At 36.3% G+C, this 21651-nt stretch carries 21 protein-coding genes; 9 read left to right on the top strand and 12 right to left on the bottom strand.

The window, feature by feature from the left end; all coding sequences use genetic code 11:
- The first annotated feature begins 30 nt into the window (after nt 1-30).
- Complete coding sequence (locus QJ048_RS19610) at nt 31-1524, top strand: class I SAM-dependent DNA methyltransferase (RefSeq protein ID WP_282336124.1); 1494 nt, start codon at nt 31-33, stop codon at nt 1522-1524.
- 95 nt (nt 1525-1619) lie between these two features.
- On the opposite strand, the gene QJ048_RS19605 is transcribed toward QJ048_RS19610, so the two are convergent.
- The 8 genes from QJ048_RS19605 to QJ048_RS19575 form a co-directional block, all read right to left on the bottom strand.
- Nucleotides 1620-2114, bottom strand: a complete 495-nt coding sequence (locus QJ048_RS19605; RefSeq protein ID WP_282336123.1) for a thermonuclease family protein — start codon at nt 2112-2114, stop codon at nt 1620-1622.
- A 2-nt stretch (nt 2115-2116) separates the two neighbouring features.
- Complete coding sequence (locus QJ048_RS19600; protein ID WP_282336122.1) at nt 2117-3019, bottom strand: hypothetical protein; 903 nt, start codon at nt 3017-3019, stop codon at nt 2117-2119.
- A gap of 2 nt (nt 3020-3021) precedes the next feature.
- Nucleotides 3022-4329, bottom strand: coding sequence for a hypothetical protein (locus QJ048_RS19595; RefSeq protein ID WP_282336121.1), 1308 nt, complete (start codon nt 4327-4329; stop codon nt 3022-3024).
- Nucleotide 4330: 1 nt separating this feature from the next.
- Nucleotides 4331-4732: a hypothetical protein gene (locus QJ048_RS19590; RefSeq protein WP_282336120.1), complete on the bottom strand. Its 402-nt coding sequence runs from the start codon at nt 4730-4732 to the stop codon at nt 4331-4333.
- 424 nt (nt 4733-5156) lie between these two features.
- Nucleotides 5157-5450 (bottom strand): DUF6804 family protein, encoded by a 294-nt coding sequence (locus QJ048_RS23500; protein WP_425607795.1) that lies wholly within the window; start codon nt 5448-5450, stop codon nt 5157-5159.
- 626 nt (nt 5451-6076) lie between these two features.
- A complete protein-coding gene (locus QJ048_RS19585; RefSeq protein ID WP_282336119.1) occupies nt 6077-6748 on the bottom strand; it encodes a hypothetical protein in 672 nt (223 codons plus the stop codon).
- A gap of 61 nt (nt 6749-6809) precedes the next feature.
- Nucleotides 6810-7712: a hypothetical protein gene (locus QJ048_RS19580; protein WP_282336118.1), complete on the bottom strand. Its 903-nt coding sequence runs from the start codon at nt 7710-7712 to the stop codon at nt 6810-6812.
- Complete coding sequence (locus QJ048_RS19575; RefSeq protein ID WP_282336117.1) at nt 7709-7972, bottom strand: hypothetical protein; 264 nt, start codon at nt 7970-7972, stop codon at nt 7709-7711. The genes QJ048_RS19580 and QJ048_RS19575 overlap by 4 nt, the downstream gene beginning before the upstream one ends.
- A gap of 941 nt (nt 7973-8913) precedes the next feature.
- On the opposite strand from QJ048_RS19575, the gene QJ048_RS19570 reads away from it, so the two are divergent.
- From QJ048_RS19570 to QJ048_RS19550, 5 genes are all read left to right on the top strand, one after another.
- On the top strand, nt 8914-10413 hold the full coding sequence (locus QJ048_RS19570) for an ATP-binding protein (protein ID WP_282336116.1): 1500 nt from the start codon (nt 8914-8916) through the stop codon (nt 10411-10413).
- A gap of 3 nt (nt 10414-10416) precedes the next feature.
- The gene (locus QJ048_RS19565; protein ID WP_282336115.1) at nt 10417-11070 is read left to right on the top strand and encodes a response regulator; all 654 of its coding nucleotides are present in this window, start codon (nt 10417-10419) and stop codon (nt 11068-11070) included.
- A 3-nt stretch (nt 11071-11073) separates the two neighbouring features.
- Complete coding sequence (locus QJ048_RS19560) at nt 11074-11754, top strand: hypothetical protein (RefSeq protein WP_282336114.1); 681 nt, start codon at nt 11074-11076, stop codon at nt 11752-11754.
- Between the two features lie 8 nt (nt 11755-11762).
- A complete protein-coding gene (locus QJ048_RS19555; protein WP_282336113.1) occupies nt 11763-12137 on the top strand; it encodes a hypothetical protein in 375 nt (124 codons plus the stop codon).
- 485 nt (nt 12138-12622) lie between these two features.
- Nucleotides 12623-13036, top strand: a complete 414-nt coding sequence (locus QJ048_RS19550; protein WP_282336112.1) for a hypothetical protein — start codon at nt 12623-12625, stop codon at nt 13034-13036.
- Between the two features lie 54 nt (nt 13037-13090).
- Here the strand turns inward: QJ048_RS19550 and QJ048_RS19545 are convergent, their stop codons facing one another.
- The 4 genes from QJ048_RS19545 to QJ048_RS19530 all read right to left on the bottom strand — a co-directional run bounded on the left by QJ048_RS19545 (nt 13091) and on the right by QJ048_RS19530 (nt 16021).
- Nucleotides 13091-13492 (bottom strand): hypothetical protein, encoded by a 402-nt coding sequence (locus tag QJ048_RS19545; protein WP_282336111.1) that lies wholly within the window; start codon nt 13490-13492, stop codon nt 13091-13093.
- A gap of 74 nt (nt 13493-13566) precedes the next feature.
- Nucleotides 13567-14304, bottom strand: coding sequence for a tetratricopeptide repeat protein (locus tag QJ048_RS19540; RefSeq protein WP_282336110.1), 738 nt, complete (start codon nt 14302-14304; stop codon nt 13567-13569).
- Nucleotides 14305-14489: 185 nt separating this feature from the next.
- Nucleotides 14490-15335, bottom strand: a complete 846-nt coding sequence (locus QJ048_RS19535) for an agmatine deiminase family protein (protein WP_282336109.1) — start codon at nt 15333-15335, stop codon at nt 14490-14492.
- Nucleotides 15332-16021, bottom strand: a complete 690-nt coding sequence (locus QJ048_RS19530; protein WP_282336108.1) for a hypothetical protein — start codon at nt 16019-16021, stop codon at nt 15332-15334. The genes QJ048_RS19535 and QJ048_RS19530 overlap by 4 nt, the downstream gene beginning before the upstream one ends.
- Nucleotides 16022-16726: 705 nt before the next feature.
- On the opposite strand from QJ048_RS19530, the gene QJ048_RS19525 reads away from it, so the two are divergent.
- From QJ048_RS19525 to QJ048_RS19515, 3 genes are read left to right on the top strand one after another with little or no spacing between them, the layout of a single operon-like run.
- Nucleotides 16727-18700, top strand: coding sequence for a hypothetical protein (locus QJ048_RS19525; protein ID WP_282336107.1), 1974 nt, complete (start codon nt 16727-16729; stop codon nt 18698-18700).
- Between the two features lie 9 nt (nt 18701-18709).
- A complete protein-coding gene (locus QJ048_RS19520) occupies nt 18710-19102 on the top strand; it encodes a hypothetical protein (protein ID WP_282336106.1) in 393 nt (130 codons plus the stop codon).
- Between the two features lie 12 nt (nt 19103-19114).
- On the top strand, nt 19115-21607 hold the full coding sequence (locus QJ048_RS19515; protein WP_282336105.1) for an Hsp70 family protein: 2493 nt from the start codon (nt 19115-19117) through the stop codon (nt 21605-21607).
- Nucleotides 21608-21651 lie beyond the last annotated feature (44 nt).

The raw sequence follows: 21651 nt of genomic DNA, 5'->3' as shown, positions 1-21651 counted from the left end.
AAGGGATTTTTTTGATTTTTACTTTAAACAATGAGCAACAACAATACATCCACCTCCTCCATCGTCTCCAAAGTCTGGGCATTCTGCAATACCCTTCGAGATGATGGTGTAGGCTACGGCGACTACCTCGAGCAACTTACGTATCTGCTATTCTTAAAAATGGCAGATGAATACAGCAAGCCGCCACACAGCCGCAAGATGCCCATACCTGCGGCTTACAACTGGGAAACGATTACCAACAAAAGCGGTGATGAACTGGAAGTGCATTACAACCATGTGCTGCGTGAGCTGGCGAAGGAGAGGGGCATACTTGGGCAGATATTTACCAAGAGCCAGAATAAAATAACAGATCCGGCAAAGCTGTACAAACTCATTGCGCTTATCAACGCAGAGCAATGGGTATTGATGGGCGTTAAAGACAAGGGCGATATATACGAAGGCTTGCTGGAGAAAAATGCAGAGGATACCAAAAGCGGTGCCGGCCAGTACTTCACACCAAGGCCGCTCATCAAGGCAATGGTGGAGTGTTTGCGTCCGGAGCCAATGCGCACCATTGCAGACCCGGCATGCGGTACAGGCGGATTCTTTTTAGCTGCTTACGACTGGCTCACAGACAATGTAGAGCTGGATAAAGAACAAAAGCAATTTCTGAAATACAAAACATTCGCGGGCAACGAAATTGTGGCGGGCACACGTCGCCTTGCATTGATGAACTTGTTCCTGCACAACATTGGAGATATGGACAGCGAGCAGGTAATGATATCGCCCAACGATTCATTGATTGCTGCTTCTGAAACGAGGTACGATTACATACTCGCCAATCCGCCGTTTGGTAAAAAAAGCAGCATGACTTTTACCAACGAGGAAGGAGAGCAGGAAAAAGAAGACCTCACCTATAATCGCCAGGATTTTTGGGTAACCACCAGCAACAAGCAGCTCAACTTTGTACAGCATATTAAATCCATGCTAAAAACAACGGGCCTTGCTGCGGTTGTATTACCAGACAACGTTTTGTTCGAAGGCGGTGCCGGGGAAACCATCAGAAAAAAGCTATTGGAAACAACAGAGCTTCACACCATTCTGCGCTTGCCTACTGGCATCTTTTATGCCAATGGCGTAAAAGCAAATGTACTTTTCTTCGATGGCAAACCTGCCAGCAAAGACCCGTGGACAAAAGAGATTTGGGTGTATGACTACCGCACCAACATTCACCACACGCTAAAAAAGAATCCGCTTAAGCTGGAAGATCTACAGGATTTCATCACCTGCTACAATCCAAAAAACAGGCACAAAAGAAAGGAAACATTTAGCGAAGCCAATCCCGAAGGTCGCTGGAGAAAATTCACGTACGACGAAATCATAGCAAGAGATAAAACCAGCCTCGACATCACCTGGCTTAAAGATAAATCCCTGGCGGATCTCGACAATCTTCCCGATCCCGATGAATTGGCGCAAGACATTGTAGAAAATCTCGAAGCAGGACTGGAAAGTTTTCGGGCAATTATTGCGAGTTTGAAAAAGTGATAAAGTAGAAATAGAAAATAAAAAAGCCGAAACTTATATTGATAGGGTTTCGGCTTTTTTATTTGTGCAGTTTGTGGAGCATAGAAAAAAGCCCCTTAGTGTTTTCTCCAATCCCAAGGCGAAATCGGATCAGGATCTATCCAAAGGCCAATTTTATTTTGTCTTGCAATTAATTCCAGGCTATCATATGATGTGTCGGTGGAGTATTTCTTGAAATGCCATGCAAGTCCCGCCTTCACCAATTCTTTATTTATATTTTCATTTCTTTCGTTGATAATAACGCCAATAAGCCGCTTGTATCTGTCAAACTCACCTTCATTCAATACGGTTACAGTTTGCCCAAAGCAATGCTCTGACGTAAACTTTTTCGCGTCCTGTCCGAATGGCTGTCTCCTCTTAAGTTCCGGGCAGTCAATATGGGCAAATCTTATAGTCAGGGGTTGTCCATCATAGAGAACTTCAATGGTATCTCCATCCTTTACTGCAATTACTTTTCCTGTTATTGCGGTGTCAATTTCCTTTACCTTAGTTGTGCAGGAAAGAAAAGCAAAAAGGAAGAGTATTTTAGGAAATGAATTGAGTAAAGTCATTATTAATAATTAAGGAAATCAGTTATTCTCTTTCTTGTATTGGTTGGCAGGTCAGTATTATAAATTTCAAAGCGTTTGACTTTCATATCTGTAAACCACTTCTGCAAATAAAGCTTAATAACATCTTCATCATCTTTATGGTCGGCTTCCGAATTTATCTCAAGAACTAAAATCTCAAGGTTGTTCAAATCGCTTCGCGTAGAAATAAGGCCGCAATCGTTTTTTTCAAAACTAGATTTGAAGTTTGCATTGTTTCTCAATCCTAAAGATGTAAGGAGCTGTGGCAGGATATACTCGCTTTTGTTGCCAACTTTTCCCATTGAGCTTTTGTCATAGAGGTAACCGTCTGTCAGAATAACCAAAATGTTTCTATAGGTCGAATCTTTTGATACACAATAATCAACTACGTTATTTTTGAAAAATCTGTAGATGTCTGAACCGTCCCATTTGGAGGTCTTGATAGTTAAGTCTGTGATTTGTTTACTAGCGTCTTCAAAATCAGCGCTAATATGGTCATAAACTTGTTTCTTTTCTTTTACATCTTTTTTCGATAAGTCAATGTCTAAATTTGACGCCAGAGTATTAATATTTTGGTCTGAAGGATTTGGTGAAAAAAATATCTTTAATTTTCCTTTTGCCATATATGCTCCTTTCTTATCCATATCTCCCTTTAAGAAATCTGCAAAGTATTTAATAATAGCAATGTCTCTCTCTGCATTAGTAGGCTGCTCTTTATGAATAAGTGGATTGATTCTGTCAGACAAATCCCATAAGACAGAAATGTTTAATTGTTTCTCCTGTTTTTTACCTTCAACCTTGGCTTGCCCATCGGACTCTTTCTTGTCAGTGCTGTTACAAGAAAAAATAGTGAATGATATTAATGCTATTAAGAATTGTCTTTTCATTTTTAATTATTTTGGTAGTCAATTTGTTTAATGTTAGCTGTTATAAATAATTTCAGAACATCTTCGCATTCTTTTTGTTGCGGTTGATTTTTCAAATTGGCAGCCATCCAGTGTAACCAGCCCTGCATAAAGTGATATAAGTATTGCTCAAACTCCTTTGGAATTATTGTCGTGTTTTCAACTAGCTCGTTTAGTTTATCTATCTCTCCATTGTTTTTGCTTTCCTTTTCTTCCAGGGTATTGATTTCACCATTTAGTTTATCTATGGTTTTGTCAATTTCCCTGATTTGTTCTTCTTTAGTTTTTATTGCCACTCGAACTTTGTCTAATTTTTCATGAGCCTCGATTGTGAAACCAAATACAAATCCCCAAATTAAATAGACCATAAATCCTGCAAAAATGATTAGCCAAAAATTGACGGAGCTAAAGGCTAATTTTAAAGAGTAATCTGGAATATTTTGGAAGCTGTTAGTCTTGTTTATGTCATAGATTTTTTCACAAATTTCATAAGCTATAATCGCATCGAATATGAATGTCACAATAACCAGGACAGCAATAATTAAATAGCTTTTGGAGCTTTTTTTTTCAGAGTGTTTGTGAATTAGGTAGCCTAAACCAAGAAAAACGGCAGGAATAGTAATAATTAAGATGAGCTCCGTGAATCCATCGTTAAAGGCATTTGAAAGCGCTCGTGCATCAAATATTGTGTTCGCAATATTGATTTCGGAAATTTTGAATTCTTTGAAGAAGGATGAATAAGAAGCCGAACTGTAAAAAACGAAAAGATAAACCGTAAGGAGAACCAGGATTATTGCACCTATATAAAAGCTTGCCTTTCCTGTTTTGTCACCTGTTAACAGTTCTGGATTTGACCTGATCTCTGCAATGTCCAGACGGGATCTTTCGATCTTTGTTTTTAAATTGGGTATTTCCTGGCTTTTAATTTTTTCTATTTTTCTTGATATGCCATCATTTTCCGCGTTGAGTTCGTGAAGTTTCAGGCGATATGGCTGTTTTAAATCCGCTTGCTTTGCAATGTCGTCAGTAACCTTTTTTTTGAAATCAAGATAATTCCGATTTAAGCAAATTGAAAGGCCAATAGTTGAGCCGTTATTGGCTTTTGCACTATTGAATCCAAATCTTTCAACTGTTATGGTTTCATTATGAAGCAAACTGTCCTCACTAAGAATGTTATCGGAGCTAGATAGAGGTTTCGCTTCATTTGGGGACGATATGAAGTCTTTCTTGTTTTCAGTGGATTCCATTTTTTTCAGGCTGAACAGGCCTTTAGGCAAATTTTTAAAGTCCATATCAGTTTAAATTTTCAGTGATAATTTGTAAAAGGTCGTCTGCTACTAAATTGCTTTTGGCAGAGGCAATTAGGAAGTCAGTGATAGCAGCGATGTTGGCATCTTCAAATCCAAAGCGACTGCAAAATAATTCAAGGGTGGCACGTTCATTTTCGTGAACGATACCGTCTGCCAATATGATTTTGGCAAAATCATATAAATAGATGATTTTTTCGTCGAGTGTATCGGGAAAAGAAAATTTTACTTTGTCAGGATTCAAAATGATTTGGTCGATTTCGGATTTGTCAACACCTTTTTCTTGTCCAATCTTGTATAGTGTTTCAAGCTCAGATGTGTCGACCTGAGTGTCTGATAGTGCCATTGAATACAGGTTGAGAAAATGGCTTTGTAGAATAGTTGTCATATGGGGACGCTTTAGTTTACTAGGGTGACGATAATATACTCGCATTAAATAATGTTCGTAATTATTTATGGTAAGAGTTGTAAAGCGCGGGTATTGTTGTTATTGGATGCAATTTTCTTGCATAAATGGGGCTTTGATATTCTGACAGCAGATCCAACTACGTACACGACATAGAGCTGCTATAAAGATGGCCCAACCTAAACCTGTTGTTAAAAAAAACGGACATTCTTCTCAATCAAAGTCACCTGAGAAGTTTATACGGTTTAATAGTGAAGTTCTAATTGTTGTACAAAACTACATTCGAAAAAACGAATACAAAAAACAATTTGCTTCCCCAAAGCAGATTTTGGATGAACGTTTGAGATACCGGGATGAACTATACAATCACTGATATCAATTGATCAATCCTCTATACCATATCTAATCAAGTTCGGGAACTATTTTTCTGGAACAAAGATCCCAAAAGAAATACACCGACTATTAAATCGACAATATTCCACAATTCCCTACCGAGAGGGATTTTAAAAAATGGTTGAAATAGTATTGCTAAGCTTAGATAAACTACTTTCGAAAAGTTGTCTTTCTTTTGATTTGCATCGTAGCTCAAAACTAAAAAGCCCACAAGTGAAATGAAACGGATAAGTTGATAATATCCGTAGGGCATTTTCAATAAACATAGAAACAGCAGTATTGCTAAGATGATTTTAAATCCGTTCATGACAAGCGTGATTGTTTATCGTTTTATAATGCATTGTTCTTACAACATACACCTTGTTGCAGGCGTTAGATACAGATTTGTTTTTGAGCTTTGCCGTTGTATAATAGACATTATTTATTTGAGAAAAATCTAATACGGTTAATGGCCGTGACGATTCAGGTAGGAGCTGGTAAATCTCAATGTTGGATAAATGTGGAAGCCGGCAGCTTGATTAGGGTAAAAGCGAAAGACCTCCCTTTGAAGGCTTTTTGGCAAAGGTTAACAGGCAGAAACAAAAAATCCCGTAAGCCAGAGCCTTCGGGATTTTTTGTTTTGTGGAGCTGAGGGGGCTAGAACCCGCTACAGATATGCTTATTAGTCAATTATTTCAAAGTATCTAAACGCATAAGTTCAATGAATGACTCACAAGCTCGTAACAACAATATTCATTCGCAAAGATAATGTAAGGATAAATAAGTTGAGCATCAATCAACGATGCTTTAAGTGCTAAAGGCATTTTCTTATATTTCGCAGCTGCTTAGGCTCCTAATTGAATCTTATTTGCCCGAATGCAACCGGAATAGCCTAGTTTAAAGCGGTAATTTGTAAACCCAGCCCCTTAGTATTTTATGCGTCTAATTGTTTCATTAATGTATTTGTTTCATTGCTACTACAAATTGGGACATTTTAATTACTAGCCTTCCATTATCGAACCCTTTTGATTTAAAAGAATTTTCACCTAAAACTTCAAAAGAAGGACTATGTTTTAGATTATATTCATATTCAAATTCTTTATCTCCTTCAAAGGTATAAGTTCCCAATATTTCTGTCCTTATTTCACCGATGCTTTCACTAACAATTATTGTGCTTGCTTTTAGGAACAAACCTCCTTTTTCTCTTTTAGTAATTATTTGGTTATAATCCTTTATCTTGAGGATGTCAGTTGGTAGATTTCCAGAGAATCCGTTTAAAGTGTTTTTGTAGGAAATGCCTTCATGTGTTAAATCCGCTTTTCCTATTTGCGAAAAAGATGCGGTTGGAAAGTCTGGGTAGGTATATATTCTAGAAGAAATTACTGAACCCTGCTCTTGTAGGAAATCGTAGATACTAGGCGTTCCATCCGGTTTGGTTAGAATGGCGACTTTTTGCGAGGAATTACTTAGGGATAAATATGCAGGATGAAATCCTTCTGGAAGCTTAGTAATGATAATATCTCCGATTAATTCTCCTGAATCGAGCATTCTCATTCTTGTAATAGATTCATACGGACTTCCGTTAATGGTTCCATCAGTAATACCTTCATATTTTTTTTCCGGCATGAGCTTTAGTTTGCATGTTATGCCTACTCTATACGGTTTTCGGCATCCCCGATTTATTTTGTTATATTTTTATATTAAAAGTCAATTTTGAAAGCTGAACTAATTGAAACTTTGCATCAGTGTCATATCCATTTTTATACTCATAGCCAATGCCGATAGTCTCCTGTTTACCTGGATAAAAATATAGTGATGGATTTATTATTGGAAGCCAAGTTTTAATCGAGGATTTATTGTTTATTATTTGTCTATAAGTTCCATCAATATTCAGTTGAAGCGTTCTGGGAACAATCCATAGTTCTGCAAATAATCGTATGAAATAACAGTAAAATTCCTCAGAAACTCCCTTGGTAATTAAATTGGGCAACCTATTATACTCAGCTCCGAAATATGGGTAATATCTGAATCTAAAATTGAGGTTTCCATCTCGCATTTGCCAGCCGGGAAGCCAAGAATAATTACTAGCAAAGGAAGTTTGCAGCGTAAGCTTCGTTTCAAAAACTTTATCAAGCAAGTTTTGTTTGAAGGAAGATGTTCCTTGAAACCAAGGAGCAATAACTAAGCCTTCGTTTACCAAACCGGGTTTTAAGTTAGGAGATTTTAGACCAAATGGTATAAATTCAAAATTTATACCCCCATCTATTTTATTTTTTAAATCGGTCGAATCTGTAGATTTGTGCCATTCTACTTTCGGATAAAATATCAGGCTTGAATGTTTATTTTTTAGAAGCTCAAACTCCGATATTTTTATTGCTAAGTCGACATTGAAGAAATCGTTTTTGGATTGATGATCTATCCAAAATAGCATACCTGCAGGCTTGTTTTCATTTTTGGAACCATCAAACGTCTTGCGTATACTGAAGTTTTTTTCTGTTAGCCATGTTTTTATTTTATTAATTGAAGAGTCTTGGCCGTATGACTGAAAACTCATTGTCAGAAGTGATATGAATATTGAATGTTTTTTCACGCTTTAGATTTTGTAATTATTAGTTCGATCGTTTTCTTAACATCCAAATCCTTTTTTCGAATTTCAGTCACCAAAACTGTTTCATTAGGGTTAAGACTTTTTAAGTATGCTCTCAAGGCGATTGTTAAAAATGCCAGTTTAACATCATCTAGTTTGAGCGGGTCGTTTTTGAGAACATATTCCTCTTTGATACCGTCCGTTGGTATGTTTGCAAACGATGCTATGTAGGCAATTACATTTGCTCTAATTATTTCTTTCATCTTTTTTGTTTATCGTGTGTTTCGATATATGCTGTTATGTCCTAGATTTTAACTTGAAGACTATTGACGTAATGAATGTGTATAGGTTACTACATGGGACAAAATGGCCAAGTACAATTATTTTAGCATTATTTATAAACTTCTTTATGTTCTAGAATTTGTTAAACCGAGCTAGGTTTTCGTATCAAAAAGGAATAATATTGATCGTTCGAAAATCAGCAGGTGGCACTGTTTTTCTATTAATATTAATTCGTTTGAAAATAAAAACTAGTTCAATAACTTTTTGTAAATTTTCTCTGTAATTAGATGCGATCAATGATAGTTCACGGAAGGGAAACGGGCTAGGGTGTTTATCCCATAAACATAGGAAAAAGATTTTATATTGGAAACAACTTCTCTTAATAAATGTCAAAATCCTAAAAGCAAAATCTAAAGATTGAATCAATATAACTTTCTCAATTTTGAAGAGAGAAATAAATCCGATCCAAAACGGACAGAAAAACTAATTCCTTACGACCATTAAACTTGCAAAACGGCGATCAAAAGTCTAGATACACAAAACGGTTGTCAAGCTGCAATCTGTAATCTTTCTTTGGCCTCAATGCCGATCGAGGATATGAAGAATTGACTACCTTATGACAGATAAATTTAAAATGTCACTGCCATATTCAATCTCATAACGTAGGCGGGTAAGGGGAAAAAAGGAAAATTATTATTGCAAAAATGAAAAACTGTTTTTATCTTAATAAAGTCTTTCCTCTTGAGTTCATAAAAACTTATGGCTATAAAACAATGGCTTTAATTTTCCGTCCTTACAAAACAAGCTATCAATTTCTTGACTATCTTGAATCTACAAAAAGGAATGTAAAGTTTTTAAGGGTTAATTGAATTAATTCTTAGTAATGATTTTAAACTCGTTTAGCCTCCTAAATCTCATTCTATTGCTGCAATTACCAATAATTGCATCAATTGTTATTTTTGGTTTTCAAGCAATAACTTTTATCAAAGAATTTAAATATTTGATTATTGCTTGGTCGATAAACCTTATTTATATTTTACTGACATTGATTTCAAGAAAATATAATTTGGATATTAGCAGATCTTCATGGTTTGTTTCATTCTCTGATTTAGCAGCCTCATATTTTTTTCTACTTACTTATTTGAAGTTTGTTGGCTTCAATATAAAAAATAAAGGTTTCAATTTTACAAAATTCATTTTTGCCTCAATATTCATTATTTGTGCGCTATTGAAGTCTCTGACTAACCGAAACGAGTTTGATCGGATTCCTTATATCAATGAGTTTAATATACCAGCAATTCTATTAGATTTTGCTTCTTTGTATTGTCTTTACCTTTTTTTTGACGAAATTAAAATTAGGTTTCCTAAGGCTCGGCTACTGGCATTGGCAGCTTATTGGTATTCTTTATTGCAATTCATTAGCGTACTCCAAACAGATTCGTTGTTTGTCGATTCCGCTGTAGATGTTTTTTATATAATAGCGTACGGGCTTGGTTTTTTGCTTAAATTTTTATTCTTAATTGGGTTGTCAAATTTGTTGGTAGACATTTTCAAAAGCTTCTCTCAAATTGATAAGGAATTATCATTAAAACAGGCTGTCGGTGACAAACTTAATATGATACTTGGTCGTACATTCCATGAGTTGACTCCGCCTCTTTTGGAAATAGAAACCATCACAAATCAGCTTATAAACATTACTCCTGAAAATAAGTTTGCTTATCGAATTACGAGAAAAACCCGTGATGAGATTGAGATAATTCAAGAAGCTATACGTCGGGCAAAAGTTATAGTGACAGCATCAGTCAAGATGTATCATGCTGATCAAGTTAATATTTACAATGCTGATACGATGGACGGCTTGCCTTTACCAATTGATGCGGTAGAAGAGATTAATAATGTAAATACGCTTATTCAGATTGCAATTATGAATTTTAAAGCAAAAGTTTTACAGGAGTTGGATACTAATATGTTTGTAACTGATAAAATCGTTTTCTCTACTGAATATGGTGCGAATTGCGATTTGAAATGCAACCCGGTTCAAATAGTCCAAGTACTTTATAACTTATTTAAAAATAGTTTCGAAGCATGTGACAACCTTTCAATAAAATGTTGCTTAAATATTAAAACGAAAGTAGTTAGAATAAAGACGAATGATGATAGTGATAAAATGGATAAATTTTTACAAATTGATGTTGAGGATAATGGGCCAGGAATTCCGCAGGACATAATGTCAAAAGTTTTTGAACTTGGGTTTAGTACAAAAAACGGGAATCCAAAAGATCGAGGGTTTGGTTTGGACATTGTTAGTGCCTATACGCGAGCAAACAATGGCGAAGTTACCGTTGAATCTCCGGTACAACTATCGAGAATTAAGGATAATAATGGTGGGACTAGGTTTAAGATTCTATTTCCAAAATCATGAATTATGAATAATCTGTTGCAATTTAAAAATCCAGGCAAGGAGATCGCTTTTCTTTATTTGGATGACGAATCAAGTGCGTTACATAATTTTCAGGTAAAGGTTAACAGCTACAATACAAATGTTGACAATGATGATGCGTTTAAAATTAGATTGCAAACGACAGATGACAATGTGGAAGCGGTAGGCATTTTAGAGTCCGAAAATAATGACGTTGATGTATTTATTTGTGATCATAATATGCCAACTCGCAAGGGGTTAGATTTGATAAAATATTTTAAGTCGGGTAGTGCAAACGACTTGATTTATGTACTCTATACTGGTGCCGGAAACGTCAACAATGAGATAAGAAGAGAGTGTGCCAATAATGATATTTTGCTGTTTGCAAAAACCGAGGAATTTTCCACGCTAATAGGTCAAATTGTTAATAAGGCAAACAAACAATCAAATAATCCTATGGAAAATCTTTATTTCAAGCTTACGTCTGATATGATAAGAAGCTTGCAAAATATCGCCAACCACGACCCAAGTTTTCGAATTCAGATCGGTTCCCGATTTCTAAAACCTAATGAACTTATTAACGAATTGAATAATAGGACCCAGCTTGGATTTGAATATCTAGAGTCTTATATAGAGGGGTTAAAGTTTTTTAATAGATAGTTTATGAAAAAGACATTATCTCGGTTTTTGAGTTTTTTCATTGGTTCAAAACCATGCGCTGTGTTTTTTACTGATTCGGAGGATTGTCCATGTTTTAAGACAATAAATGATGTTAATGCAAGATCTTTCATATTTAGAAATGTTTTAAGTAGTGATGCTGAGCATAAAGTTGAGCAAATAAAAAGATTTAATAATCTGATTGTGTTTGCCCATGGCGACAGAAAATCTCTGAATTTTTTTTATTATGAGTTTAAAAATGGCGCAGAGCAAAAAGTCTTTATAAGTGATGGCTGGTGGTCATCATTGGTCAAGTCCAAAAGGAATATTTATTTTCATTCATGTCATGGAGCTAAAATCTTGCTTGAAAATTCTATCATTCGAAATTTTTTTGATGCCTGGGTTTCTTACAATGATATAGTTTATGGTTTTTTTTCTTCTAATGACAGAATAACGAGTATTCAAAGAAAATTTTTCAATTTGGTTACTCGCGAAGTGACAAAGAAACGATCTCCTAAAGCTTTGAAAAGCGCCATTGAAGGTGCTTATTATTCCATCAAAGGTGACCTAGAAGATCTAGGAGTAGTTGATCCCACAAATCCTAATTGCAATAGAGATTATATTTTTCCAATTATTGCTTGTGTGGGAAAAAATATTTCAGGACTTAATTATTCAACCTTTAATTAGTTTGCAATATGAACCACTTTGTTTATTTATCACTATCGTTTTTATCTATAGCTTTATTAATCTTTTTCCTCATAGTTAAAATAAAAGACAATAGAGTGTTTGTTACGGAGATTGGAGACTTTGAACATGGTAATGTTAAAAAAAGTCTTTCAGAGCAGGCTGTTTTACAGAAAATGCGGCATAAGGAGATTTCATTTTATGCTTATTTAATAAGCCTGGCTGTTTCTTTTGTTCTAGGATGTCTTATTGTCGTTAATGTGATAAACCAAAAGATAGATTGGTCTCTATTGGTCGATGGATTAAAAGTTGCCGGCGGTACCGTAGCAACTGTTGGATTTAAGAAACTACATGACAAATGTACTAAAGAACTTAATAACAGATGACGCTTAAAAAATTTCTGTTTTTTGTTGGTTAGAACGTAGAGTAGTGGAGCGATTGCTATTTGACCTGCCTGTTCTAGAAAAGTTTTAGTATTCTTCCATACAAGTGTTTCTGGCGAAATATTTTTGGGGAAGCTTACACATCCTATATTGAAAAGTCCAATATATTGTTTTCAATCAAAAAGAAAATATTTTTTCATTACTACAGTTATTAAGTTTTGATAAAATCTTCGACGTTTTTACGGCTTATTGCTGCAAACGTGTATGGCTTGCTTTGCGTTGCCTGCGGGAAGTTCTTCGATAAAAAACACACTCAATACAAGATTTCTGTGAATGCATATACAGGACTTCTTTATGGAATTAAAAACAGCCTTCCCAGTCATCTTATTCAACAAAAAGCTCCACTGGTACAGACAGCACCGTTAAACTTAATGGTGGACAATCAATCGCTGTTTATGCGCCTGTGTGTATAGGATTTAATTGGGGGCTTGGATGGAAGAAATTCAAATCCATGGCCGCTGTCTGCCTTCGTTTCCCTTATCGATATTGGAGCAATTGTTGGCTACCGATTTGTAACCGACACTGGCCAGGTAAGTACTAAGTTTAAAGTGAGTTTGTCAAATATTTTCGCTCCGGGAGCAAACTTAATAATTGGCTTACCAAACATGCCTTTGTCTGTTGGCGGTGGGCTGCAGTGGATTCCAACTTTACAACGCGACCCTGCGTCGAACGATTTCTTTAATCTTGACCACTCGGGAATGCGGTATCAAGTATTTGTCGCTGTCGATTTACCTCTGCTTAACTTACATACCTCGAAATATAATTTACTGGTCAAAGCAGTAAATACGAATCCACATAATCATACTGACATTTGGGACAACCTTAAAAGAGGGACAATTTGAAGTTGTCCCAAATGTAATTTTTGCTACAAGCAATCGGGTGATCAGCATTAAAAGTTATGCAATTGCAGCAAGAATAATCGCAGGAGGCATTGGCGAATCAAATGTGTACATGATCCTGCTGGATGAAGTGCTATCTCCCTGAAAAAGATGTTTGCCGTCAAATGTATAAATTCTTTTACTTGAGGAATTGCTATCACCTTGATAAAAGAACTTTCCGTCCCAAGTATAAAGTCTTTTGCTAGATGAGGTTGAGTCGCCTTGGTAAAGATATCTTCCATCCCATGTGTACAAAATTTTGCTTGTAGAATTACTGTCTCCTTGAAAAATGTGTTTTCCATCCCAAGTGTAAATTCTTTTGCTCGATGAATTGCTATCGCCTTGATAAACGAATTTTCCATCGAACATACATACGATTTTACTTGACGAAGTACTATCGCCTCTAAAAATTTTTGTCATTTTTTTTCTAATTGTTTAGGGTTACTCTTATCCGTTTAAGATTTCAGACAGTAACTGAAAACTAAAGACAGCCATCACGATAGGTAGTTTAGCTTTTTTTCCATTTCAGCAGCTTTATCAGGACGCCCAATTTGGGAATAACAAATTTTCAAATTTTTCAAAGCATCGTCATTGTTTGGCATAATAGTCAATGCTTGTTCATAAAAACGAATTGCATTTGCGATGTCGTCATTATTGTAAGCATTAACTCCTTGATTATTCAGCTTGTCACTTTGCGCTGCTATCATCATTTTTTCATTCATTGGCATGCTTGTATTCCATTTGTATGTAAAAGCTTTAAAGCTATCAAAGTCAGAATATTGGTTTAGGGTTTCGGATTGTTTCTTGTCATTCGCTTTTTCATAAACAATGTCTACGCGCCGGTCGTGCATGTGTAATGTTATTTTAGCAATGTCATTATTCGACTTATGAAGCGTAATACCATAATCTGCAAAAGAAGCTCCTGTTGCATCTGTGCCGAAGCCACGGAGAACTATTTTATCAGTACTTTCCTCGATGATTTTCATTTTTTTTTTTGCCATTTGAATGTTATCTCCCCACACGGGATGATTTTCATTCATATTGTACATCATTACATAAAAAGTGCTGTTGTCGGAGGTTATAATTCTTATTCCTCTCCAAGCTCCTTTGTTGTTGGCATTGAGAGGGCGTCCATCCTCAATTCGAGTATGATCGTCAGACAGAAATTTGTAGTCTGTTAGGTCAATTGATGGTTTCCCGCCATTCGATTTTAAAAAGTCAAACAATCCCATATGATTTTTCTTTTCGTGTTTTGCTTACTCTATTCGGTTTTCAGCTTCCCCGCTAGTTAAAGCCAATATATCAACCTGTGCTATTCTAGTGCGCCATTATATTTCATTTTGTACTTTTGCAGCCTAGATGCAACATATAAGTATAGAGTTTGTGTTAAAAAGAAAATGACTTAACTTAACAACACTTACGCATCGGTCCTTATGTTCCACGTTATACAGTTCAGTATCCCTCCTTCTTTAGCAATGTCATTGCTTTCAATTGTAACTATAGTTTGCCCTGCAAAAATTGTTTCAAGTTGTTTTACCGCATTATCATCTTCCTTAATACCAAAAATCGGAACGATAATCGTGTTTTCCATTTGTAGATAGTTGATGTACGTGCCATTTGCCTGATCATAGCTTTTGTTGTCATAAACATTGTAAGGAAGTTTGATAAAATCAAGGCCTGCATTGTGAACGGCAATTTCAAAAGCCCTGGAAAACCATTCTTCCTCTTTACTGTAGTCGTTAATGAGTACGGTATGCTCATCTATAAACCGAATCATTCCATCAGAATGGCCTGTATAGTCATCCGGTTGCTCGGGAATGAAATAAAGCTTGTCAACTTGTAAAAGTTCATGAAGTCGATTTATTAAATGTTTGCGTTCGTATCGCGGGTTGTCAATAAAAACACGGTCAGTCATAATAACCTTGTTCGTCCAATGAATGATATTACCTCCGTCGACGATGATATCAGTCTTACTAGTGTCAATTCCGATTTCGGCGCAAATCGAGTCGACGTCCGAAATTGTTTTGGCATAGATTTTATCCTTTGTTAAATACGGCGGCCTGTATAAAAAACGAACGAAATCATTCACCTCGATTTGAATAGGCATATAATCAACAGACCAGACATCTTTAGTGCCTTGTAGTAAAGCAAATTTGATACTACAGTCCGTTAACACCTTTTCAAAACGTTGGTAGAATCTGGGATATTTTCTTGGTAATGAGTCAGCCAGATATAGAAAGTTAGTTTGGATGTCAGTTATCATTGAAAGTTCCTTTTGTATCCTAAAATTCGTTTCGTTTGGTCTCTTTCCATTTTCCCCTTATCCTCAAGCTCTTTTAACATACTTTCAATGCCTTTTACTACCTGTTTAAAGTTTGGAAACTTCGGCAAGATTGTAATGTATCGCAAAGGTAGATTTCTATAATAATCTTCAATGTCAGTTGGCTTAGGTGTCAAGCCAACCCTTTTCGTCTGAATTAGTTTCTCCGCTGGGCAGAGGCTAAAGTTTTGCTTGCAGTCGTTAATGTCGAATATTGAAATGTCATTTCTTTCTGGGCTGAAAAGTGAATTAAGATTTGAAAAAAATTCTGTAGCTACTCGTTGAGGCCCGTCAAATTGTTCCTTCATAAAACCATCCGCGTCCTCGCTACCCTCGAAGAGTTTTACAACCGCTCTCAATAATATTCCACCATAATTGGTCCCATCGCCAAAAGTTATGTCAAGGCCTGAACTGTGCAAATAAAGCTTGCCCGATTTAAGTTGCAACTTATTCCTGTAGGTGTGTGGGTCGGGTAGGGCTTTTGAATACGTATAAAACTCGAAATCTGTAAGTCTATAAAATGAGTTGTTTATTTTAAGGTAGATGTCTTTAGAGATTTTGTCCGCAATACGGTCAAAACTTTGAAGAGTAGTTTCTAAGGTTTCAAAATTTACATCTAAAAATGTCATAGTCTGGTAACGAGTGATGAATGCGACGTAAAATGATGTCACATAAATCGCCGATGAGGTTTAGTTGGTTAAAAAGTGAACTTACTAATTATTATGGGATAATCAAAAGCGAAAATTGTATTTGAATTCTCAAGTTGATCTTTTGTTTTTAAGAAAAAGTGAATGACGAATAAAATATGAAGTACGGTCAATTGAGAAAGTTATCAGCAAGCTAAATTCGGGAGGACCAATTGAAATTCGGATTGAATTTAATTGTGGTAGTATAGTTATAGAATGTTTTTCCGTGCATTTTTTCGGCTTTAACCATTTGAATCGGATTTTTTAATGCCTGATTTGGTGAAAGCTTATTAACGATTGAATATTTGATATTCTATCGAGCAGATATAGTATAAATCCTATTTTCAATGCATTAGGTATCGACGGGTTCTAAAAATTCAATTTAATCCTTCCTTATTTAACATGGTTTTAAACTTTTCAATGCTTCCCCGAGCTGAATATTTCATCTTATAGATAACTGAATTTTGACCTATGTTTTAAGGGAGCTCCTTTCCTAGGCAAACTCAAGTATTTCAATCTTACGCAAGAAACTTTTGCCCTATCTAAGTAAACCCGGCAGTTTGGTGTTTGGTAATGACAGCACCTGCCATCCAGAAAAAATATTAAGTAATGACTTTTGTTAACCCCTTCGAAATATTGGAACTGCAAATGAATGATTCTTTGCAGGATGTTGATATAGCAGCAATTAAAAAAGCAAAGAGAAGGTTGTTTGCAGAAATAGAACTCTCAGACAATCAGGTTGTCTATTATAAGGGTGTTGAAATAACTAAGTCTGATTGTGAAAAAGTGATTGACGATTTGGATATTAAGGAGAAGAAGGAATACTATTATTACCTGATTCAAAATTCGAGGCTCAATGATTTTTTAGCTTATGGTGATAGCAAGTTGTTTGCGTCATTCAATCATCAGGACATCTACACAAAATCAGAATTCGTTGCGTTTGTTAATCCATTTTTCGCCGAAAGATTTGATAAAAGCTTGATGATGGCATTTGGATTAAACGACGTTAAACAAATTGCCTCCATTCTACAGTATCAAATTCTGATTGATCCGTCTTCTGTTAACGCCGCTTTCAAAAGTGTTAGCAATGAAATTGCAAATAGAACAGAGGAAATCAGAACAATATGTGATGAGATAAAAAATGGTAAAAGAGATTGTTCTGAACAGTCAATTGGTGCGTTAGTAAAGAATGTTGAAAGATTATTTCCAATCGAACTTGTAAATAGTTTGCCTTTTTATTTTCAGAGTCAGGTCAACAGGATAGGAAGTGCCATCAATTTTCTCAATTTGGCCATAGACGAGAAATTGGTAGCCTCTCCGCACTGCGTTCATTTGATTGAACATGTGCTGAAAATGAATATTGACAGTATCGGGAGGCGAACATTTCAAAGTAATTATGAAATAGCAAAAGAGCGCTATGAAAAGCAAATAGAAAAGGAACGAAATGCCCCGGCATTGGAAAAATGGAATAAAATTTTGACACAAATAAATCAAACGATCAAGCGTCTTGAAAACAAAACCGCTAGTCCGGGAGATGGGGAGAGAATGATTAGTTCAATCAATCTCTCCGAATTGAACAGTCTTCCGTCCTTCGCTAGTGATTTGAGGGATTCATTTGCAATGGCATACTGCGCTATGGCTATTTCAATGTGGAATGAACATATAAATGTTACAAGCGCAATAAACGTAGTTAAAAAAGGTCTTCTTATAAAATCGTCTGATGGAGTAAAAATGCGGTTAGATCGGGATTTAAAACGCCTCCAGGAATTTAAAGAGAGACAGGATGTGGAGGGTAAGCCAATGCGAGATACCCCTTCATTGTCAACCATGAATGGGATAGGGACGACGATTTATGGCGATACTTTATTTTTTGTTTTATTCTGGATTCCAGTTTTCCCAATTGCAAGATATAATTGTTATCGTGAGCTCGGCGGCTACCGTTTTAAGGGGAAATTGAAGCTTCACGACTGGCAACGGCTTTGGCAAGGGGTGGTTACCGCGGTAGTGGTAATATCCTTCGCAGTTCAAATAGATGAGTTGATTCGTCAATCAAAGCGGCATACATATGATCATCCGGTCAGTACTACTCCGGCATATAATTACAATACATACCAACCCGAGCCTAAAGTTAATTCAACAACGCATTCGGTAGATACCGCCAGCTATGTTGTAGACAGCAGATACAAAGGAAACCAGCTTAAAAATGGAGCGTCGCCGTTATCTGCTTGTTTGGGTGAGAATGTTTATAGTGGTAATCCAAGACTAACCGTAAAGAACACAGGGGAGACAGACGCAATAGTCTGTCTTTACAGTATCAGCAAATCCCAGACAATAAGAAATTCATATGTCCGTGCCGGCTCAAAATTTACCATTAAGAGCATTCCCCAGGGAGTGTACATGCTAAAAGTTTATTACGGAAATGATTGGAATCCAACGCTGGTGAATAGCTGTGGCGGCAGTGGAATTTTTGAAACCAGGGAAGCGTACTGTAAATACAACGGGACAGGAACGTTCGAAGATGGCGAAAAAGGGTATACCATAGCCACTCTAACCCTGGATTCCAAAACTGTTGGGGATGCCTACAGTTCTTCAATTACTCAATCGAAATTTTTCAGCAATTAAATTAAGATAATGCAAGATCCTAGAAAAACAAGGTTTGTAAGAATACCTCAATCATATCTTGATTTGGTAAATCAAGTATTTGAAATCGAAAGAAAAACCCAGCAACTAAAAGAGGATCACTCTATACAAAGGAACATAAACAGGTTGAAGTCACTTATTGAAAGCGAACTGTTTGCCAGTAATGAAGGTGTTGGCCTGACATACCATGATCCGTTGGGAGAGCCATATAGCCAGACACGAACGGACTGCGAAGCAAGCATTGCAGGAAACGTAACAGAGGATCTGGAGATAGTTGAAGTAATAAAGCCTATCATATTTTGTAATGAGTTAGGTAATGATTTTGGTATAAAGAAAATTATACAAAAAGCGGTGATAGTAGCGGCGTCATGCAACAAAAAATAAAAAAATAAGCGTATGGAAAATACAATAAACTTCGGGATTGATTTGGGCACTACCAATTCTGCAATTGCAAAATTTATAAAAGGAGAAGTAGTTGTTTTTACAAATCCACAGGACTTTGGTCGTAGCACTTTGCCATCTGTTGTTTCCTTTAGAAAGGATAAGATAATGATTGGCAATAAGGCGAAAGAATTCCTGGAAAAAGATCCCAAAAGTGTAGTAGGAGCATTCAAACGCAAAATGGGAACAGCGGAAAGCTTTAAAATAAAAGCCCTCAATGAAACAAAGACGCCTGTAGATCTTTCAGCGTTGGTTTTAAAGGAATTGAAAACTTTCGTAAATACAGGTGACAGCTTAGAATCGGTTGTGATCACTATACCGGCTTCATTTGACACAATACAATCAAATGCTACAAAAGAAGCCGGAGCCCAGGCAGGGTTCAAGCAGGTTATTCTTTTGCAAGAGCCTATTGCCGCAAGCCTCGCCTATGCAAATATGAAAAAGAAGATGGACATGAAAGAAGGCTTATGGCTGGTCTATGATCTTGGCGGCGGCACATTTGACGTGGCACTTGTAGAGATTAAAAATGGTGAAATGAAAGTCATTGACCACGAAGGCAATAACTTTTTGGGAGGCGTTGATTTTGATAGAATGATTGTTGAAAAACTTCTTATCCCTAAAATCGAAGAGGAATATAGTTTTTCCTCCCTGGAGAGTGATATGAAGAGTGCTTCAGGAAAATACAACGCAAAATATTATGTACTACTCCGTAGAGCGGAAGAGGCAAAAATTTTACTTTCTGCAAAATCTTCAGCAGATATTGTTATAGACGGATTTGAAGATGAAAGGGGAAATGATGTGGACTTTGAGGTTACAATAACCAGGTCGGAATTTAATGATCTTATAAAGTCGGCAATTGATAGCACAACAGATATGATAAAAAAGATTTTGACGAACAAATCTTTAAAGTCAACAGACATACAATTTACTTTAATGGTGGGAGGTTCCACATATATACCGTACGTAAGGCAACATGTGCAGGAAGTATTGCAAATTCCTACGAATTGCGAAATTGATCCTACAACTGCCATTGCAATAGGGGCGGCTTATTACGCAGCTACAAAACCAAAAGAGTTTAACAATGTAGTACAAGCAAGGAAGGAAAATGCAATTTCAATTAAGCCTGCCTATCAAAAAGCATCAAAAGAAAAAGAAGAACTGTTCGCCGCACGAATTTCCGGTAATGTCGAGGGGCTGTTTTACCGTATTACACGTGAAGATGGCGGCTTTGATACGGGGCTGAAGAAATTGTCTGAAAGAATAAATGAAGATCTTCCGTTGGTAGAAGACGCATTCAATTTTTTCAAGCTTACGGTTTATGATGAGTTAAACAACATTGTGGAAACAAATATGGATCTTATTGGAATAAATAGCGGCTTTGCTATCAGCGGCCAGCCTATTCCGGAAGACATTTGTTTAGAGGTTGACGACGGCGATAATCCAGGTCAAACGAGGTTGTTGCTTGTTTTTCAAAAGAATTCGGTATTGCCGCTTAAACGAAGTATAACTTTTCCTTTAAACAAGACTCTTTCTAAAGAAAGTAGTGATCAGGTTATTAGGATCAATATTCTGGAAGGCCCACATTTATCTCCTCCCGAAGCCAACAAAGGAATTGGTTACATGGAAATTTCTGGAGATAAGCTTAAAAAAGATGTATCGAAAGGATCGGATATTGAGATAACGATTACAATGACCGAATCAAGGGATTTGAGTGTTTCAGCATATTTGAATATGGCAGATCAGGAATTTAAGGAAATATTTAATCCTAAAAAAAGGCATACTTCCATTGAATACCTGAAAGAACAGGTAGTGGATCTTTCCGAAAAACTTGACGAAGAAATTGAGCATGCAACAGAGAAAGAAGACTATGAAATTGCAGGCGCCTTAACAAAACTCAAAAAAGAAATGGAACAGGTAGAGGATGAAACTGAAACCTTAGCTCTTGATGACGAATCTGATAATCGTTATAAGCTCGAGGACCGAAAAAGAAAAATTGCTCAGGAAATTAGCGCCGCTACACAGAACAAAAGGGTTCAGTTAGCCAAAGAGCACTATTTTGAGATAAAGGAGGAATGTGAAAAGATGATTGATGAAAATGGAAACGACTATGAACGCCAGGTGTTTAATGGGATAGTGGAAAAAGAAGAGATCTTTTTAACAACGAATAGTCCATTAAAGATTCAGGAAAAAGCGGATGAACTAGACGGTATTATCAGGCAGATTCAATGGCGAATTCCAGAGTTCCTGGTGGATATTTTTTCATGGTTAAAAAGGGATAGTGCAAAAATGAATGATCAAAACGTAGTTAAATATCTGATTGAAATCGGCGAATCAGCCATTGAGAACCAGCAATGGGATCGATTGAAAGATGTTAACTATAGCTTGTTTGACCAACTGCCAAGAACTTCCCGTGAGCAATTAAATACAAGGATCGGATTCGGTTCTTGACAACGGTTTAAGATGATGGTATTTCCTGTCAAGGCTTTTGAACG

Source organism: Pinibacter soli (genome assembly GCF_029961145.1).
Taxonomy (GTDB): domain Bacteria; phylum Bacteroidota; class Bacteroidia; order Chitinophagales; family Chitinophagaceae; genus Pinibacter; species Pinibacter soli.
This window is presented reverse-complemented; position numbering and strand designations above follow the sequence as displayed.

Bases quoted from the DNA above. Each gene is read 5' to 3' on its own strand.
- QJ048_RS19520 (WP_282336106.1), top strand. From the start codon at position 18,710: ATGCAAGATCCTAGAAAAACAAGGTTTGTAAGAATACCTCAATCATAT.
- QJ048_RS19545 (WP_282336111.1), bottom strand. From the start codon at position 13,492: ATGACAAAAATTTTTAGAGGCGATAGTACTTCGTCAAGTAAAATCGTA.
- QJ048_RS19535 (WP_282336109.1), bottom strand. From the start codon at position 15,335: ATGATAACTGACATCCAAACTAACTTTCTATATCTGGCTGACTCATTA.
- QJ048_RS19525 (WP_282336107.1), top strand. From the start codon at position 16,727: ATGAATGATTCTTTGCAGGATGTTGATATAGCAGCAATTAAAAAAGCA.
- QJ048_RS19610 (WP_282336124.1), top strand. From the start codon at position 31: ATGAGCAACAACAATACATCCACCTCCTCCATCGTCTCCAAAGTCTGG.
- QJ048_RS19530 (WP_282336108.1), bottom strand. From the start codon at position 16,021: ATGACATTTTTAGATGTAAATTTTGAAACCTTAGAAACTACTCTTCAA.
- QJ048_RS19555 (WP_282336113.1), top strand. From the start codon at position 11,763: ATGAACCACTTTGTTTATTTATCACTATCGTTTTTATCTATAGCTTTA.
- QJ048_RS19540 (WP_282336110.1), bottom strand. From the start codon at position 14,304: ATGGGATTGTTTGACTTTTTAAAATCGAATGGCGGGAAACCATCAATT.
- QJ048_RS19575 (WP_282336117.1), bottom strand. From the start codon at position 7,972: ATGAAAGAAATAATTAGAGCAAATGTAATTGCCTACATAGCATCGTTT.
- QJ048_RS19600 (WP_282336122.1), bottom strand. From the start codon at position 3,019: ATGAAAAGACAATTCTTAATAGCATTAATATCATTCACTATTTTTTCT.
- QJ048_RS19590 (WP_282336120.1), bottom strand. From the start codon at position 4,732: ATGACAACTATTCTACAAAGCCATTTTCTCAACCTGTATTCAATGGCA.
- QJ048_RS19565 (WP_282336115.1), top strand. From the start codon at position 10,417: ATGAATAATCTGTTGCAATTTAAAAATCCAGGCAAGGAGATCGCTTTT.
- QJ048_RS19515 (WP_282336105.1), top strand. From the start codon at position 19,115: ATGGAAAATACAATAAACTTCGGGATTGATTTGGGCACTACCAATTCT.
- QJ048_RS19595 (WP_282336121.1), bottom strand. From the start codon at position 4,329: ATGGACTTTAAAAATTTGCCTAAAGGCCTGTTCAGCCTGAAAAAAATG.
- QJ048_RS19585 (WP_282336119.1), bottom strand. From the start codon at position 6,748: ATGCCGGAAAAAAAATATGAAGGTATTACTGATGGAACCATTAACGGA.
- QJ048_RS19560 (WP_282336114.1), top strand. From the start codon at position 11,074: ATGAAAAAGACATTATCTCGGTTTTTGAGTTTTTTCATTGGTTCAAAA.
- QJ048_RS19605 (WP_282336123.1), bottom strand. From the start codon at position 2,114: ATGACTTTACTCAATTCATTTCCTAAAATACTCTTCCTTTTTGCTTTT.
- QJ048_RS23500 (WP_425607795.1), bottom strand. From the start codon at position 5,450: ATGAACGGATTTAAAATCATCTTAGCAATACTGCTGTTTCTATGTTTA.